This window comes from Paenibacillus sp. GCM10028914 (genome assembly GCF_042666275.1).
Taxonomy (GTDB): Bacteria; Bacillota; Bacilli; order Paenibacillales; family Paenibacillaceae; genus Paenibacillus_AQ.
Window position 1 is genome coordinate 94,342 of sequence record NZ_JBHTFO010000002.1, and the last position, 16,869, is coordinate 111,210.

Annotated in this window: 11 protein-coding genes; 9 read left to right on the plus strand and 2 right to left on the minus strand. The window is 49.5% G+C overall.

From position 1 onward, the window contains the following. Positions 1–67 precede the first annotated feature (67 nt). Complete coding sequence (locus ACFQV5_RS01270) at positions 68–610, minus strand: GNAT family N-acetyltransferase (RefSeq protein ID WP_379242807.1); 543 nt, start codon at positions 608–610, stop codon at positions 68–70. Positions 611–843: 233 nt separating this feature from the next. On the opposite strand from ACFQV5_RS01270, the gene ACFQV5_RS01275 reads away from it, so the two are divergent. The 9 genes from ACFQV5_RS01275 (at position 844) to ACFQV5_RS01315 (ending at position 14,620) form a co-directional block, all read left to right on the plus strand. After that, positions 844–2,490 (plus strand): formate--tetrahydrofolate ligase, encoded by a 1,647-nt coding sequence (locus tag ACFQV5_RS01275; protein ID WP_379242809.1) that lies wholly within the window; start codon positions 844–846, stop codon positions 2,488–2,490. Positions 2,491–2,947: 457 nt separating this feature from the next. Continuing rightward, positions 2,948–3,898 (plus strand): ABC transporter permease, encoded by a 951-nt coding sequence (locus ACFQV5_RS01280; RefSeq protein WP_379242811.1) that lies wholly within the window; start codon positions 2,948–2,950, stop codon positions 3,896–3,898. Positions 3,899–3,923: 25 nt separating this feature from the next. After that, entirely contained in the window at positions 3,924–4,808 is an 885-nt protein-coding gene (locus ACFQV5_RS01285) for a carbohydrate ABC transporter permease (protein ID WP_379242813.1), read from the plus strand. 123 nt (positions 4,809–4,931) lie between these two features. Then, positions 4,932–6,494, plus strand: a complete 1,563-nt coding sequence (locus ACFQV5_RS01290) for a type 2 periplasmic-binding domain-containing protein (protein ID WP_379242815.1) — start codon at positions 4,932–4,934, stop codon at positions 6,492–6,494. A 126-nt stretch (positions 6,495–6,620) separates the two neighbouring features. Next, positions 6,621–8,576, plus strand: coding sequence for a heparinase II/III domain-containing protein (locus tag ACFQV5_RS01295; RefSeq protein WP_379242817.1), 1,956 nt, complete (start codon positions 6,621–6,623; stop codon positions 8,574–8,576). Between the two features lie 65 nt (positions 8,577–8,641). Then, positions 8,642–10,978, plus strand: a complete 2,337-nt coding sequence (locus ACFQV5_RS01300; RefSeq protein WP_379242819.1) for a helix-turn-helix domain-containing protein — start codon at positions 8,642–8,644, stop codon at positions 10,976–10,978. Between the two features lie 231 nt (positions 10,979–11,209). Further along, positions 11,210–12,430 (plus strand): phosphoenolpyruvate hydrolase family protein, encoded by a 1,221-nt coding sequence (locus ACFQV5_RS01305; RefSeq protein ID WP_379242821.1) that lies wholly within the window; start codon positions 11,210–11,212, stop codon positions 12,428–12,430. A 125-nt stretch (positions 12,431–12,555) separates the two neighbouring features. Further along, positions 12,556–13,764, plus strand: a complete 1,209-nt coding sequence (locus tag ACFQV5_RS01310) for a Tm-1-like ATP-binding domain-containing protein (protein WP_379242823.1) — start codon at positions 12,556–12,558, stop codon at positions 13,762–13,764. A 25-nt stretch (positions 13,765–13,789) separates the two neighbouring features. Next, positions 13,790–14,620, plus strand: a complete 831-nt coding sequence (locus ACFQV5_RS01315; protein ID WP_379242825.1) for a phosphoenolpyruvate hydrolase family protein — start codon at positions 13,790–13,792, stop codon at positions 14,618–14,620. A 95-nt stretch (positions 14,621–14,715) separates the two neighbouring features. Here the strand turns inward: ACFQV5_RS01315 and ACFQV5_RS01320 are convergent, their stop codons facing one another. Beyond that, entirely contained in the window at positions 14,716–16,668 is a 1,953-nt protein-coding gene (locus tag ACFQV5_RS01320; RefSeq protein ID WP_379242827.1) for an FAD-dependent oxidoreductase, read from the minus strand. Positions 16,669–16,869 lie beyond the last annotated feature (201 nt).

The following is a 16,869-nucleotide window of genomic DNA, read 5'->3' on the forward strand; positions in this document are numbered from 1 at the left end:
GACGAACCTACCTCCATCAAGCCTTTCCTCTGTTTTTATATTAAGACATTATTCAGAACTACGTTGGTTAGATATTCGTTGCTCTTAGCCATTCCTTTTTAAGTAAGGCATACTGAAAGGTATTTTCGTATTTGGGTGTTCCGTCTTCATATTTAGTGAACGATATAAATTCCAAGAAACAGCCCTCTTTACGCATACCTAATCGCTCACATAGCTTCTGGGATCTATAGTTGTCATCCTCAACGTATGCATATATTCTTCTTGCTCCTTTTTGATCGAAGAGATAGTGTAATAAGGCTTTTGCACTTTCACTTGCATACCCTTTTCCCTCATATTTATGGTTGAAATTCCAACCTATATTATAGGTGTCAGGTTCTTCTTTCATACAGAATAACTCCCCGACCAGATCGCCACTATCTTTCAGGCAGACAGCAATAAAAGAGTCATCTTTACTCTTTTTATTAGCATTAGAGATGGCTTCCTCCAATGTTGAAATTTTATCGCCAAGGAAACAGTTCACTCTGGGATTAGATAAATACTCCAACATGCCCTCAGCATCTTTCTCGGTAAAATTTCTTAATATTAGCCGATTGGTTTCAACGTTTTGCATAAGTAAGACTCCTTATCGTGTTAAACGAGAGTTTAGAGGCAGAATGTGAACAGAATAAATTTGCTGGTTTTTTATATCATTTTTGATATCTATAAATAACATGCGGGCTTTACATATATAAAGCCTGTACTAAATTCGCCTCAAGATAGTTAACTATATTATGGCGAGTTTTTTTATAATACTCTATAGTAGGAAAAAAATTAACCATAAAAATAAAATTTAGTGGAATAGGCATGGAGGCTTATATGAAACCAATCACAGAAGTTGCAGCACAACTGGGCCTTGCGCCGGATCAGCTTGAACTTTACGGGAAATGGAAAGCAAAGTTATCCGAGGATGTATGGGAATCCATCTCGAAGCGGCCGGACGGAAAACTTATCCTCGTTACCGCCATGAATCCAACACCGGCGGGAGAAGGCAAGACGCTAACAACGATTGGGCTCACGCAAGGATTGAATCGGATCGGACGGAAGACGGCTGCCGCACTGCGCGAGCCATCACTTGGACCGTGCATGGGTATGAAGGGTGGCGCTACTGGCAGCGGCAGAGCGCAGATTGTGCCGGCCGAAGATATTAATCTGCACTTTACGGGAGACATCCATGCGATTACATCAGCGCACAATTTGCTTGCGGCACTCATTGACAATCATCTTTTCCAAGGCAACGATTTACGCATTGACCCAGCGCGCATTGTATGGAAACGAGCGCTCGATATGAATGATCGGCCGCTCCGCCAAATCGTTATCGGTATTGGCGATAACAATGGTACTGTGCGCGAAGACGGCTTCCTTATTTCAACCGCTTCGGAAGTGATGGCGGTGCTATGTTTAGCGGAAAATATGACTGATTTGCGGGATAGGCTCGGCCGGATCGTCGTGGCTTATGATATGGACAAGCGGCCAGTGACGGCAGGAGAGCTTCAAGCGGTGGACGCGATGTGCGCCCTGCTGAAGGATGCAATCCATCCAAATCTGGTACAGACGCTCGAGGGTGACCCGGTGTTCGTACACGGCGGGCCGTTCGCTAACATCGCCCACGGGTGCAGCAGCGTACGGGCGACCCGTCATGCTCTCAAGCTGGCCGATTATGTCGTGACAGAAGCAGGATTCGGCGCCGATCTGGGCGCAGAGAAATTTATGGACATCAAGTGTCGCTTGGGTGGTCTACATCCTTCAGCTGCGGTCATCGTCGCGACCATCCGTTCGCTGAAATATAACGGCGGCGTACCGAAACAAGAACTCTTGATGGAGAATGCCGAGGCAATACAGTCCGGATTCAGCAACTTGCGGCGTCATGTCGAGAACATGACAGCCTTTGGCGTACCCGTAGTCGTTGCTATTAACCGCTTTGCGGCGGATACGGATGCAGAGCTGGAACAGGTTATCGCTCTCTGTGCAGAGCTTGGTGTCAAGGCGATCATCTCGGACGCCTGGGAGCGTGGCGGTGAAGGCTGCCGTGAGTTGGCGCAGGAAGTAGCCGCACTGGCTGATGGATCGACAGGGGATACGTTTCAGCTGCTCTATCCTGATGACATGCCGATTGCAGAGAAGATTGAGACGATTGTTAAACGTATCTATCGAGGAGACGGAGTCAAATTCCGCCCAGCTGCGAAGCGGGCGTTGCAGGAATTGGAGCGCCTTGGTGTGCGCGACCTTCCCGTCTGTATGGCGAAGACGCCGTACTCATTCACAGACCGTGCCGCCGTGCTCGGAGCGCCGGAGGATTTTACGATTGAGGTCCAGGATATCCGCTGGTCGGCCGGTGCAGGATTCGTCGTCGTGTTGACGGGGAAGGTGGTCACGATGCCAGGTCTACCCGCGGAACCGGCGGCGTGGCGCATAAGGCTGGATGAGTCGGGACATATCGAAGGCCTGAGCTGAAATTGATGTACTGTTGGTGTAGGAAACTGATAAGTTGAGCATTGGAGGATTTAGTGAAGAGGGGGGAGTTTACCCCCTCTTTATTCTTAGGAAAAATGATAAGGTATGGACTGGTCGCAAGCATTAAGCTTGATTTTATCTCTAAAAATTTTTGAAAATATGCTTCAAACACGCTAAACGCTGTCCCTGGTCTTCCAGCGAGCCGGCGTTTTTCTTTTCCCAGCAATAACACTCTCCTAATCCCACTCATCCCGCCAACCCGCACCACTCCGCCATTCTTCTCATAAAACCGTTATAAAATACCGCCCTTTTCACAAAAATCGCCACTTTTTCCGATGGACGTTGTTGTCAAAAAATCGCCATTAGGGCGAATATGAATCATTGCTCGGGCCCGATCCGGGCGGTAATATTGGACCCATAAATTGAATGCGCTTTCAAAATATTATGGAGGTGACCCATGCAGCGCAAACCGATTGCTCTGCCCGGTGCTGCGGAGCGAAGAAGTTATCCCACACTCAAAAGCTACGCGATGCACCGGTATTATTTTCTGATGCTGCTGCCCGTCCTGGCCTACTTCATTATCTTCCATTATGTTCCTATCTACGGGGTGTTAATGGCATTTCAGGACTACCGGATCTTCAAAGGCATCTCGGGAAGCGAGTTCGTGGGACTGAAGCATTTCCGCGAATTGTTCGACGGTATCTATTTCCTGCCCGTGCTGAAGAATACGCTCATCATTAACGCGTACAAAATTCTGTTTGGCTTCCCGGCTCCGGTCATTCTGGCGATTCTGATCAACGAGGTAATGCGGCCGAGATTTAAGAAGATCGTGCAGACGATCAGCTACTTGCCGCACTTCCTGTCGTGGATTGTGCTATCGGGCATCGTCATCGAGGTTCTATCCCCGAGCCGCGGCATTATTAACGTGATTCTGATGGAGCTGGGCTTTCAGCCGGTGTTCTTCCTCGCCAGCACGGACTGGTTCCGAACCGTGCTCGTCAGCACGGAAATCTGGAAAGGCGTCGGTTTCTCGGCGATCATCTATCTGGCCGCGATCGCGGGCATCAGCCCCGAATTGTACGAAGCGGCGGAGGTGGACGGCATCAGCCGGTTGAAAAAGGTCTGGTATATTACTTTGCCGTCGATTGCGCCCGTCATCGTCATTATGATCATCCTCAACTCCGGCAGTATTATCAACGATGACTTCGACCAGATCTTTAACCTGTTGAATACGAACGTGTTGAGCGTGGGTGATGTTATCTCAACCTATACGTACACTGAGGGGATTGCCAAGATGAATTACAGCTATGCCGCCGCAGTCGGATTGTTCAAGAACGTGATCGCCCTGATCATGGTGCTGACCGCGAACACGATCGCGCGCCGCTTCAGCGACCAAGCGATCTTCTAAAGCGAGAGAGAGGAGGGCATACCTTATGAAAATCAAACATCGCAGTTGGAGCGACCGAATCTACATCGCGTTCGTGTACGTAATTCTGACCCTGCTGTGCGCTTCGATTATCGTCCCGATGCTGCAGGTCGTGACCCTGTCGGTCAGCCCGGTTGAAGTTATCAATAGCTACGGGATTCATCTGTTCCCAACGAAATTCGATTTCAGCGGCTATGAACAGGTCTTTCGCAAGTCGATCATCTGGACCGCTTACGGCAATACGATTATCCGGACCTTGCTCGGCACCGCGTTGACCGTCATGCTGACCTTTATGGGTGCTTATCCACTGTCAAAGAAGAGTTTGCCGCATCGGCCGTTCTGGACTTCTCTGATCGTATTCACGATGTTCTTCTCCGGGGGACTTATTCCTAGCTATATGCTGATCAAAAGTCTGGGCCTTATGAACTCCGTCGGGGCGCTCGTGCTGCCGGGAGCAGTCAGCGTCTTCCTGCTGCTCATCGTCCGTAACTTCATCTCCGCGCTACCGGAAAGCCTGGAAGAGTCGGCTAAGATCGATGGCGCCGGTGAGGCGTACATTCTCTGGAAGATCATCATGCCGCTGTCGATGCCGATTCTGGCGACTGTCTCCCTGTATAGCGCCGTCGGGCACTGGAACTCCTGGTTCGACTCCATGCTGTATATCCAGGACGAGAACAAACAGGTACTTCAGCTCATTCTGCGTCGGATTGTCATCGAAGGTACGCTTGATCCCGCCGCTGGGGGCGGGGCTGATCTGATCGACAAGCCGGTCAACAGCGAATCGATGAAGATGGCGACACTCGTGGTATCGATTCTGCCGATCGTCTGCGTATATCCTTTTTTGCAAAAATATTTCGTCAAAGGTACCATGCTCGGCTCAGTCAAAGGTTGACCCCTTGATATAGTCGGGTTCACAGGTCGGACAAAGTCCGATATAATTTACTCGGACGTGTATACGGCGGCCAGTCCTAAAGATTGGCACCGGTGTACATGCCGTAAGTTGGAGGGAATGTTCATGAGAAGAGAGCGATTGGGGAAGAAATGGACAGGATTGATCGCGGCAATGCTGCTGGCGGGAATGTTGTCAGCATGCGGCGGAAACAGCTCGTCGGAATCCGCCGAAGCGTCCGACTCGAAGGGAACGGTAACTTTGGACTGGCTGGCCTATAACTCGTATGCGCAACCGGACTCGAACTCGGAAATCTTCAAGATGGTGGAGAACAAGTTTAATGCGAAGTATAATGTCTGGTACGTGGACGCGCAGCAATGGAACGACCAGGTTAACGTAAAGTTCGCGGCGGGCGAGATTCCGGACGTGATGCAGGTTCGCGAGCAGATTCCGAAGTATGTAGCGAACGGAATTTTGGCGGAGGTTTTCGAAGATGATATTCGCAAGTACGCGCCGACGTATGCGAAGGTCATCGATGAATACGACGCTTCGCTGTGGAACACGGTCAAGTACGAAGGCAAGATGTACGGTCTGCCCGCCATCAACCTGAACGGAGACTATCCGCAGTCGCTCATTTGGCGCAAAGACTGGTTAGATAAAGTCGGTATCACCAAGATTCCCGAAACACTGGATGAATTTGAAACCGCTTTAATTAAATTCCGTAACGACGATCCGGATGGCAATGGGAAAAAAGACTCGTATGGCATGTCTGATTATGCGATTCCTTATGTGCTTGGGGCATTCGGCATGCCGGCGGACGGTACGAATTATGTGCTGAAGGACGGAAAGATTGAATTTGCGGCAGTGCAACCGGAAATGAAGGAAGCGCTTGCACTGTTGAACAAATGGTACAAGGAGGAGCTGATCGATCCGGAATTTATCACGGGTGAGAATACTGGCGGCTACTGGGCGGATTCGCAGGCCTTCTACAATAACCGCATCGGCCTGACCGGGCGCGGCATGTTCTATCACTGGCGCAATCAGTCGCTGGGCGAAGGCGATGGCGGCGGCAGTCAGTACGTGAACTTCAAGAAAGCACAGCCAAATGGGGAGATTGCTTTCGGCGTGCCGCCGGTCGGACCAAACGGGCAATCGGGCGCCCCGCAATGGGGCGTGAGCAGCACGCCGGTCGGCATTACGCCGAAAGCAGCTGAAGATCCGCGCAAATTGCAGACGATTCTGACTATGTTGGAGACGAGCTTCACGGATTACGACTATTACATGACGGTATACCGGGGCACGGAAGGCGTCGACTGGAAGCAGGAGGGCGACACAATCGTCAATATTAAGGACCCGAATGACGCCAACGCTAGCTTCAAACGCGGCGCGCAGGTATTCAGCATGATGGAGAACCCGGAATTCGGCAAGAAAGCGTTCAGCGGACTTTACAAGTTCGGCGATTCCGTCAAGACGACGGGATATCCGCCGGTGATCGCGCCGGCCGTCGACAGCCTGTCTCAGTATTCCGGCAACCTCATCAAGCTCCAGAAAGAGACATATACCAAGATTATCATCGGCGAGCAGCCGGTTGACAGCTTCGATACTTTCGTGAAGACCTTCATGGATAACGGAGGTTCACAGGTCACGCAAGATGTTAACGAAGCCTATAAAACAATGCTCGGCGAATAAAGGAAGAAGAGGGCGCTTTGCCGTCCGCCTCTTCTTATATAACCGCATCAGCGCCGCCGTCCGGGAGACGGCGGCCGCTTGCGGATGTACAACACAATCCCATCGAAACGATCAAGGAGGATAATCATGATTGCCTATCATCGATTGAGGGAAGCGATTTTGCAGGTGAAGCAGCGGCCGGACGATCTGGCTGGCGCGGTCATTACACCGGAGAAGCTAGAGGAGCTGCGCTCTTCGCAGCGGCTGGCCGAGCTGCTCGGCGAGATTCGCACCGAAGCGGAAATGGGCAGCAGCGAAGTGCTGCCAGCGCTGGAATTTGCCGATTTCCGCGCGTTCCGCGAGCGAGGCACGCGGTTTGAGTACGAGCGGCCGTATTTCCGCCGCCGCGCCCGGCTACTGGCGCTCACTCTGGCTCTGCTGATCGACGAAGACGAGAAGTATGTGGCGCCGCTTGAGCGCACGATATGGGAGATTTGCGGCGAATACAGCTGGGCTGTACCGGCGCATCTGCCGTATGCAGGTGCCGGTGAAGATGAGCAGCTGCCGACTGACCGGAGCGTCGATCTGTTTGCAGCGGAGACAGCCCATGCGCTGGCCGAGATGCTGCTGCTCGTGGGCGAGCGCCTTCATCCGTGGATATCGCAGCGGGTGCGGCTTGAAGTCGAACGCCGGATGTTCGTGCCGGTATTTGACAGTGAGCGTCCGTTCTTCTGGTTCTCAGTCGAGAACAACTGGTCCGCCGTATGTGCCGGAGCGGTCGGTATGGCCGCGCTGCTGCTGGTCGAAGACCAGGAGCGTCTGGCCTGGATGCAGACGAAGGTCGTCGACGGCATGGAGAGCTTCCTAGCTGGGTACGGCGACGACGGCTGCTGCATGGAAGGAGCCGGCTACTGGACGTACGGTTTCGGCTATTATGTCTATTGGGCGGAGATGCTGCATGCCTATACGGGTGGAAAGCTGGACCTGCTGCAGGACGGCAAGATTCGGCGGATCGCGGAATACGCGGGCAGCGTATCGCTGACGCTGCCCGCCTGCGTCAACTACTCGGACTGTTCGCCATCGATGCGGCTGCATCCCGGTCTGATGAGTCGGCTGCGCCAACGCATCGGTGCCTCGGTGCCGACTGTGCCGCTGCCGCCTTCGTTCCACGACGACCACTGCTATCGCTGGCCGCATCAGGTGCGCAATCTGTTGTGGACCGACGAAGCGTCGCTCAAAGGCGAGAGTTCGTCCGGTACGATCCGATTCCCAGACGCCGGCTGGGTAATCGACAAGCGGAACACGTCTGCTGGGCTGTTCGCGTTCTCCGCGAAAGGCGGCACTAACGCCGAATCACATAATCATAACGATCTGGGGCATTTTATCGTCCATGTGGGCGGCGAGACGCTGCTGACAGACCTGGGACCAGGCGTGTACACGAAGGACTATTTCGGTCCTAATCGCTATGCTCATCTACAGACTTCGTCACAGGGGCACTCGGTGCCCGTGATCAACGGCCAAGAGCAGAAGGAGGGACACGAGCACCGTGCAGAGATCTTGCGCAGCGAGAACGACGGGGATCGATTGTACTTCGATCTCGATCTGACGCGGGCTTACGGCGAAGAGGCGGGGCTATCGTTCTATGGTCGGCATTTTATCTGGACGAATCGGAACGAAGAACCGTTCGCCACGCTCGAAGTACGGGATGTGTTTGAATTTGGTCTGCTTGCTGGAGTGGTTGAATCCGCCGAGACGGAAGCGTTGCAGGCTGTATCCGATAAATCGCAGCTTGAAGAGGACGGCAATCCATTATCGGGGGGCGAAATCGCGCCGCTGCTCGAAGACGCGGCTGGCAATCACGTGACGGAGCACTTCATCAGTCTTTATCACCCGGAAGTATCGCTCGGTTCGATTGTCTGGAAGGGCGAACATGGTCGTGTGGAGCTGGATTACGACCCGACCATCTTCGAAGCGGTCGTTGAAGACTTGGAGATCCATGCGCATTTGGGCAGAGCGCAGCAGGTCTACCGGACGGCGCTGATCGCCCGCAATCTGGCGCAGCGCTTCGTCGGCGAGTGGACCATGACTTGCTCGGCGAAATAGGAAAATGACCGAATAACCGAAGCAAGAAAACCGGCTGTAAGAGGAGCTTGAAAGGAGGAAGCCGCGTGCCGAACCGACAACCAAATCGCAATCAATCGATCTCAAATGCTGCCTTGGCTCCCAAGGGATCCGGCATGCGAGCCGCGGATCATCCCGAACCCGCGTATTATTTCTCGAGGATGCTCTTTTTTAACATTATGCTGATCCTTCTGCTCGGTGTGCTGCCGCAGATCGGCATTTTCCAGTACATGATAAAGGCTTACAACAACGAGCTGTACCGGTTCAACACCCAGTCAGTCAAACAGATTCAGAATATGGTGGACGAGCAGCTGCTGATGCCGACCGTGCAGATCGCCAAGCGCAATCTGACCGAGATGCCGGATGTCAATACCGCATTGTTTTACCCGATGACGAACGATATCCGCAACGACTATTCTGCGATCGTCAATGTACAGGAGACACTGTCCGCGCTTCAGTCCGAGCAGCCGTTCATTCGCTACGTGGACATGTATTATTTTAATGGACCGGTCTTCTTCTACGGGACCCGTTTCTTCTATTTCCCGGAGGAATCACGGCGTGATGCGGGCTTCCGCAGCCCCTGGCTGAACGATTTCCTGACCAAGGACGCCCAGGTTGGTTGGTATACCGCTTCCGCGCCGGACGCCAACGGGACGAACGAGAAGTTGATCAGCTACGTGCGCAGCTATCCGTATTTTGCACCAGTTGATCGTCGGAAGGCGGTCTTCGCCATTCACCTGAAGGAAAGCGCGATCCAGCAAGCCTTGACCGACACATTCGATCCATCAAGTGGTCTGGCTCTGATCATGGACGAACGCGGCAATCTGATCTCGGCCAACGGCGACACGGAAGGCAGCGAAGCTTATGCGCGCGCGGCGCAGCTTTGGGCCGGACGATCGGGTGGTTCGCAGAGTGGTGCAGATGACGAACAGGGGAGCTTCGAGACGACGATGGATGGGAGAGAGGCCGTTGTCGCCTACGCCCATTCACGCGTCAACGGCTGGGATTACGTCACGCTTGTCGACAAGAGCCTGTTCTACAAGAAGGCTGCCGATCTTAAAAATCTGATGTATGCGCTCTGGGCGGGACTGCTGGTGATCGGCATACTGCTTCTCTATATACTGACCAAGCGCCAGTATCGGCCGATCGACACGACGCTGAAGCAGTATTCGCTGCAACTGCACGATCTGAACGAGCAGCTTGCCATCAATAAGCCGGTGATCAAATATCATGCGATGATGGAGCTGTTGACCGGCGGAGAGTCACGGGAAGGCGTTGATGTGGAGAGCGATATGAGTCGTTTCCTCGATCTCGAACTGCGCGGAGAGCGGGTCTGCTGCTTCATTCTGCAGCCGCGTAGAGAAAGCGGTGGCCCTGTGCCGCCGCAGTTGGCCGAAGCATACCAGCTTGCCGAAAGGCTCGAAGCACAGGCGTCAGGCGAGACGCGTCTATGGGCAATCGTGGCGCAGGACCGGAGTATTTACGGTCTGCTTAACGCTTCACTGCCCATCGAAGAGATGGAGGGACTATTGGAGCGCCTGATCGCGACAGTAGCTGGGGACGGTTACACACTATGCGTTGGCGGTGTGCACGAGCTGGAACAGGAGCAGGGCGCGGTTGCCGATTCCCACCGCGAGGCGTTCGAAGCGGGCAAATACGCTTTCTTTCATCCGGAGCTCTCACGTCTGGATTACGGTGAACTGAATGTCGCTGAGCGGGTATCGACGGGCGGCTCTGTGCGTTTCTTCGCTGAGCTGGAGCAGGCGCTGCGGGCGGGCGAAGAGAACCGTGCGCGGCAGGCAATCACCGGTGCCGTGGACGAGACGTTGGCCGGTGCTTATACCGCAGACTACGGACAGCACCAGCTCGTCGAGCTGGTCTATACATTCCATAAGACGCTCAAAGGGCTGGGCGTCGATACGCAGCAGCTGTTCGGCGCAGACATTCGCGGCGAGGCGAGCAGGCAGCCGAACATTGAGGCTTTCCGTCGTTGGCTGGACGATCTCGCCTTTCGCGCGTTCCGTCATCTTGACGAGCGCCGTCAACGAACCAACCGCGATCTGGTGGAAGGCGTTCGGCAGTTTATCGCCGACAATCTGTACGGCGAAATCAGCCTCGACCGCGCGGCTGGGCATCTCGGTGTGACCTCGAACTACGTTAGCCGCCAGTTCAAGTTGAATACGGGCATGACGTTTATCGAATACGTTACGGCTCGTAAGCTGGAAGCGGCGGCCGAGCTGCTGCAGGAGGGAGGTCTGACTGTTAGCGCGATTGCCGAGAGGTTGGGATATCAGTCCACCAATCACTTTATTCGCATCTTCAAGGAGAAATACGGCGTGACTCCGAAACAATATCAGAAGAACGGACCTGTGGACGGCAGTTGATCGCCGGGGCATCCGATTCAAGCTGAACAGAAGACGCTTTGTCTCAACATAAGTGTTGCGCTCGGTCGAAAGTGACTGGGCGTTTTTATTTTTCTAATCCTGTTTTCAAAGTAATCTATCTATTAAAATAAAGTAAAGAGGGGATAACAGTAATCGTAAGAACAATTCACTTACGTAGCTTAGCTAAATGCATCCATGGTTCAACTACTAGGAATAGGGGGATTCGCAACCATGAACAGAGATCAAATCCTAGACAATCTCAAATCACAAATAGAAATGGGCAATCATATTATTGGCGTAGGTACAGGTGCGGGAATAACGGCAAAGTATGTGAAGCAAGGTGGGGCTGATTTTATTCTGACGTTAAACTCAGGTAGATTTCGTCAGATGGGGAGAAGTTCACTCGCTGGTTTTTTACCATTTTGTAATAGCAATGATATGGTTATGGACTTTGCATCTAGAGAGATCCTCCCTTTAGTAAGAGATATTCCTATCATATTTGGTCTGAACGCAACTGATCCGACAAAGGATATGGAAGCTTTCATCCGTGAAATAAAAGATAGGGGATTTGCCGGTATTAATAACTACCCCACGGTTGGATTAATAGACGGTCAATTTAGAGAAGCGCTCGAAGAAGAGGGAAATGGTTATGGACGTGAAGTAGAAGCGATAAGAATAGCTCACGAGAAGGATCTGTTTACGGTTGCCTTTGTGTTTGATGAAATTCAAGCGGCTCAGATGATCGAGGCTGGAGCTGATGTGATATGTGCGCATTTAGGCTTAACTGAAGGGGGACTGTTAGGAGCCAAGAAAGTATTCTCCCTCGAAGCGGCCAAGGTTAAAGCGGCCAAGATTTTTAATATATGCAATGAGTTAAAGCCTGGTTTAATTAAATTAGTGTATGGCGGACCTGTAAAGACACCCATTGATGTTCAGTATATGTATAGTAACAATGAGAATTTAATGGGGTACATTGGGGGATCTGCTTTTGAGAGAATTCCCTCAGAGAAATCCATTACCAATATAACGAAAGCTTTTAAGGGATCGGGGAAGCTGGATGAAGATGATCTCATGGTCAAAATGTTAGACGGAATTACCAAACACTATGACTATGTTGAATTTGTAAAAGAATACGTGGCCCAGAATTATATGAATGAGATTTCATTTATCGATTTAGCCAAGGTGGCACATGTCTCCAGAAGTTATTTGAGCAGCTTATTTACCAAGCAAGTAGGTTGCAGTTTCCAGACGTATATTGTGCAATATCGCATGGATAAAGCGGCCGAAATATTAGACAGAGAAAATGTTCAGTTATCCGAGTTAGCGCCATTAGTTGGTTATCAAGATTATGCGCAATTTAGCAAAATGTTTAAGAAGTACAAAGGCTGCACTCCTAAACAATACAAATCTAACATAAACACAAAAACACATGACATAAAAGCGTTTTCATAATTGAATCTAAGAAGTATGATTAAGTTGTAGTTAATCATACTTTTTTTATTTCAGAACGTTCTCGAAATGATGATTTAGCACATTATACCGCTAGCTCATTACAATTGAAGAGGGGGCCCGGAACTGTGAAAACCATTGCTATCGCAGGAACATTTGACACTAAGGGTGACGAGTATCTCTATATTAAAAAATTGCTTGAGGATTTAGAACTCGGGACTTTTATGATTCACACGGGTGTATTCGAGCCTACTTTCACACCAGATGTATCTAACCGTGAAGTAGCCGCTGCCGCTGGTGTAGATATGGAAGAACTCGCTGCCAAGAAGGATCGGGCATTAGCAACTGAAGTGTTATCTAAAGGTATGGAAAAACTAATACCTGAACTATATAAGCAGGGTAAATTTGATGGAATCATTTCCTTTGGGGGTACCGGAGGAACCTCACTCGTAACACCTGGTATGCGGGCATTGCCTATTGGCGTACCGAAAGTGATGGTCTCGACCGTAGCATCGGGGAATACGGCTCCCTATGTAGGGACTAGTGATATTGTTATGATCCCATCTGTCGTTGATGTTGCTGGTCTTAACTCTATTTCAACGAAGATTTTTACGAATGCAGTATTCGCCATCGCAGGGATGGTCAAATTTGAAAATAAACAGGTTATCGAGAAGAAGCCCTTAATCGCTACAACCATGTTTGGAGTTACAACTCCTTGTGTAACAGCAGCCCGAAACTACCTTGAGGCAAGAGGATATGAGGTGCTTGTGTTCCACGCAACAGGTGTGGGTGGACGATCCATGGAAGCGCTGATTGATGCAGGATTTATTGAAGGGGTACTGGATCTGACCACAACAGAGTGGGTTGATGAAATCATTGGCGGGGTACTTAACGCTGGACCACATCGATTAGAAGCAGCTAGCAAAAATCGTATTCCACAGGTTGTATCTGTAGGTGCGCTCGATATGTGCAATTTTGGCCCTTATGATACGGTGCCCGTGAAATTTTCTGGACATAAGCTCTATAAACATAATCCTACCGTAACACTTATGAGAACAACGGTGGAAGAGAATGAAGTCATCGGTAAGAAGCTAGTAGAGAAATTGAATATGGCTCAGGAGAAGACCGTTTTAATGCTGCCTCTTAAAGGAATATCCGGCATTGATGTTGAAGGTGAAGCCTTCTATGGAGTCGAGGAAGATCAGATGTTATTTGATACATTAAGAAATGGTATTAATCGAGATGTTATCGAGCTGATTGAAATGGATTGTGCGATCAATGATGTAGAATTTGCCGAAGCAGCGGCGCAGAAGCTAATTGACCTCATGAGTAAATAATACGAACTAGATGGAGGAGTTACACATGAACAAACTTACGAGAACCGAAATTATGGCGAAGTTTAGAGAAGAAGTTAAGAATGGAAAGATTCTTTTGGGAGTAGGAGCCGGTACAGGGATTACGGCGAAGAGCAGTGAAGCTGGCGGAGCAGATATGCTTATTGTCTATAACTCTGGAAGATATAGAATGGCAGGGCGCGGATCGTTGGCAGGGTTATTATCTTATGGAGATGCGAACCAAATTGTCGTTGAAATGGGCTCTGAAGTATTGCCTGTTGTTAAAGAAACTCCAGTACTCGCAGGTGTATGCGGAACAGATCCTTTCCGCGTGATGGAAGTGTATTTGAAAGGACTCAAGGAACAAGGGTTCAGCGGCGTTCAGAACTTCCCAACCGTAGGTTTGATTGATGGCGTGTTCAGACAAAACCTTGAAGAGACAGGCATGGGATATGATCTAGAAGTCGAGATGATTAGAGTAGCGCATGAACTAGATATGCTGACAACACCGTATGTGTTTGATCCGGAGCAAGCCAAAGCGATGGCAGAAGCGGGAGCTGATATTTTGGTAGCCCATATGGGATTGACTACGAAGGGTACCATTGGAGCGAAGACAGCTCTTACACTAGATGATTGCGTAGAGAAGATTGAAGCGATTATCAAAGCTGGGAAAGAGGTTAATCCAGACATTATGGTCATTTGTCACGGTGGACCGATTGCTGAACCTGAAGATGCAGCGTACGTCATTGAAAGAACAGAAGGCATCGATGGATTCTTTGGGGCATCTAGCATTGAGCGTTTTGCGGCTGAGAAAGGTATTAAGGAACAGACCGAAGCGTTTAAGACCATTAGCAAATAAGATCAGCATAAAATAAAGAAAGACATACACTCCTATTAATAGAGATGTATGTCTTTCTTTGTTGTTAATCCCACACTCAAATGAATATCGTTATTCTAATCCTTCGTTACTTCTGCAGCAGCATTCTCTCCGGCAATTCGTCCAGAACCATAGGCAAAGCCGAGTGTTCCGCCTTCAAGATAAACATAGCTGTCGCTGTATACGCCGCTTACTTCGCTTCCGGCAGCATATAGTCCATCAATAGGCTTTCCATCCTCATCAATAACCTGAAGATTCTGATTCACTTCAATACCGCCCAAAGTACCAAGGAATACAGAAGGGGTAATCTTAACAGCATAAAGCGTACCTTCTAAATTATCTAAGTACTTCGGATCTTTAAAGTGGTCTGTGTCCTCTCCATTTGCACAAAGCTCGTTGTATCGATTAATGGTATCTACCAAGTTAGACATTCCAAGCTTTTCAGCCATTTCTTCAGGGCTCTCCGCTTTGATAATGACGCCTTCTTCAACTAGCTTATTGATTTCTTCTGTTAAATCCTCAGGTGTGATACTAGCTTCATATCGTGCAGAGGAATCAATTTCATGTCCCACTTCGATAAATTTCGTAGGGTCCGTTGCTAACTCACCGCTAAATACATCGGTAATCCCTGCAAATCCTTTTTCTTTCACCGTCTCGATCAACGTAGAATCAAATAATTCATATGCTGTATGCTGTGGAAGGGATTTAATTACATTGGATGACTTGATAGGCTCAAATGTGAATTCTTCATTCATGAAACGATTTCCATCCACATCGACATGCAGATAAGGGTTAAGCAACGCTGAGTTTAACGTCGTATTCCAGCTTGTTCCGCCTCTGGATACACCATAATGCATCATGATCGCTTTATCATAATCAGCGTCTCCGCCTGCTTGCTTAGCCATCTCAATACCCGTTCCAATGTTGGTTGCTACACGACTTTGACCAAAGCCTTCACCAAAGGTTTCAGCCACTTTTTCTTCATTACCACCAAATCCGCCAGTAGCCAAAATAACGGCATCAGCATGAACGGTCAATGTTCCACCATCCGCTTTTTCGGCAATAATGCCAGTAACTTTACCATTGTCTAAAATAAGTTCTTTAGCTGTTGTTTCATACAGTACTTGTCCGCCATTATTCTGAATAGAATTGTGCAATGCGGTAATTCCCTTCACTCCACCCTCTGTATATCCATGAAGAGTGGAAGCTGGATGCGTCTCTTTATGTTCGTAATAACCACCAGTAGCTGGATGAGCAAGGGTTAGTTTCACCCCATTGTCAATTAGCCAGTCCACTGTATCTCCTGAATTTTGAATAACCTTAGACAGCAAACCACCATTGACTTGATAGTTTCCTGTATTCACGAATTGATCATAATACCACTGAGGATCAACCGTTTCACCTTTTGCGATCTGTTCTGAAGATGATGTGGCAAACATGCCTCCTGCCATCGTTCCTTGTCCTGCTGGACTAGCCGTTGTCTCAACAACCACTACTTTTGCACCGTTCTCAGAAGCTTTCAAGGCTGCAGCTGATCCAGATGCCCCACCGCCGACCACAACGACTTCGGTTGTGATTTCTTCGTCAACGCCATTTTTTACGATGGTTTTGGACTTGAGTTTCTCTACATCTCCACCCGCTTGCTGCACACAGTCGGCAACAGCTTCGATAATGGCATTACTTGTAACGGTAGCGCCAGAAATCGCATCGATCGCTAAAGATTGACCTTCCAGGATGCTGGCTGGAATCTTCTCTATAGCAGGGTCGGAGAGTCCTTCCGTTTCTGAACCTTGGTTTACTTCAATGTTGGTAATTTCCTTATCTGAGAAAGTAACTTCCACCGTTACATCCCCGTTTTTACCCTCTGCCTTGCCTGTATAAGTTCCAGCTTTGTAGCTTTCTTCAGCTGTTGTACTGTCTACTGTACTAGTAGTATTACTCTCTGCATCTCCACTGCATGCACTAAGAACAATACAACAACTAAGAAGAACTAGTGAGAGCTTTGAACTCAGCATTCTCAACTTTTTCATTACATTGCCTCCCCTAAGCAATTTGAGTAATATGATTTCTTTTCGTAGTGTAAAACCGAGGGTTACTTCCAGGTCAATTGACAAATAAATGAATGGAATCTTAAAAAAAAGTGAAAAAAATAATAGTTTGTTACAAATTTCACAAATAAAATGAAGGATGTGAACATCTACTCTTAAAAAAAATTAATGAAATAACTAAAA

Excerpts from the sequence above, each read along its gene's own strand:
- ACFQV5_RS01270 (WP_379242807.1), bottom strand. The coding sequence starts at position 610 with ATGCAAAACGTTGAAACCAATCGGCTAATATTAAGAAATTTTACCGAG.
- ACFQV5_RS01275 (WP_379242809.1), top strand. The coding sequence starts at position 844 with ATGGAGGCTTATATGAAACCAATCACAGAAGTTGCAGCACAACTGGGC.
- ACFQV5_RS01280 (WP_379242811.1), top strand. The coding sequence starts at position 2,948 with ATGCAGCGCAAACCGATTGCTCTGCCCGGTGCTGCGGAGCGAAGAAGT.
- ACFQV5_RS01285 (WP_379242813.1), top strand. The coding sequence starts at position 3,924 with ATGAAAATCAAACATCGCAGTTGGAGCGACCGAATCTACATCGCGTTC.
- ACFQV5_RS01290 (WP_379242815.1), top strand. The coding sequence starts at position 4,932 with ATGAGAAGAGAGCGATTGGGGAAGAAATGGACAGGATTGATCGCGGCA.
- ACFQV5_RS01295 (WP_379242817.1), top strand. The coding sequence starts at position 6,621 with ATGATTGCCTATCATCGATTGAGGGAAGCGATTTTGCAGGTGAAGCAG.
- ACFQV5_RS01305 (WP_379242821.1), top strand. The coding sequence starts at position 11,210 with ATGAACAGAGATCAAATCCTAGACAATCTCAAATCACAAATAGAAATG.
- ACFQV5_RS01315 (WP_379242825.1), top strand. The coding sequence starts at position 13,790 with ATGAACAAACTTACGAGAACCGAAATTATGGCGAAGTTTAGAGAAGAA.
- ACFQV5_RS01320 (WP_379242827.1), bottom strand. The coding sequence starts at position 16,668 with ATGAAAAAGTTGAGAATGCTGAGTTCAAAGCTCTCACTAGTTCTTCTT.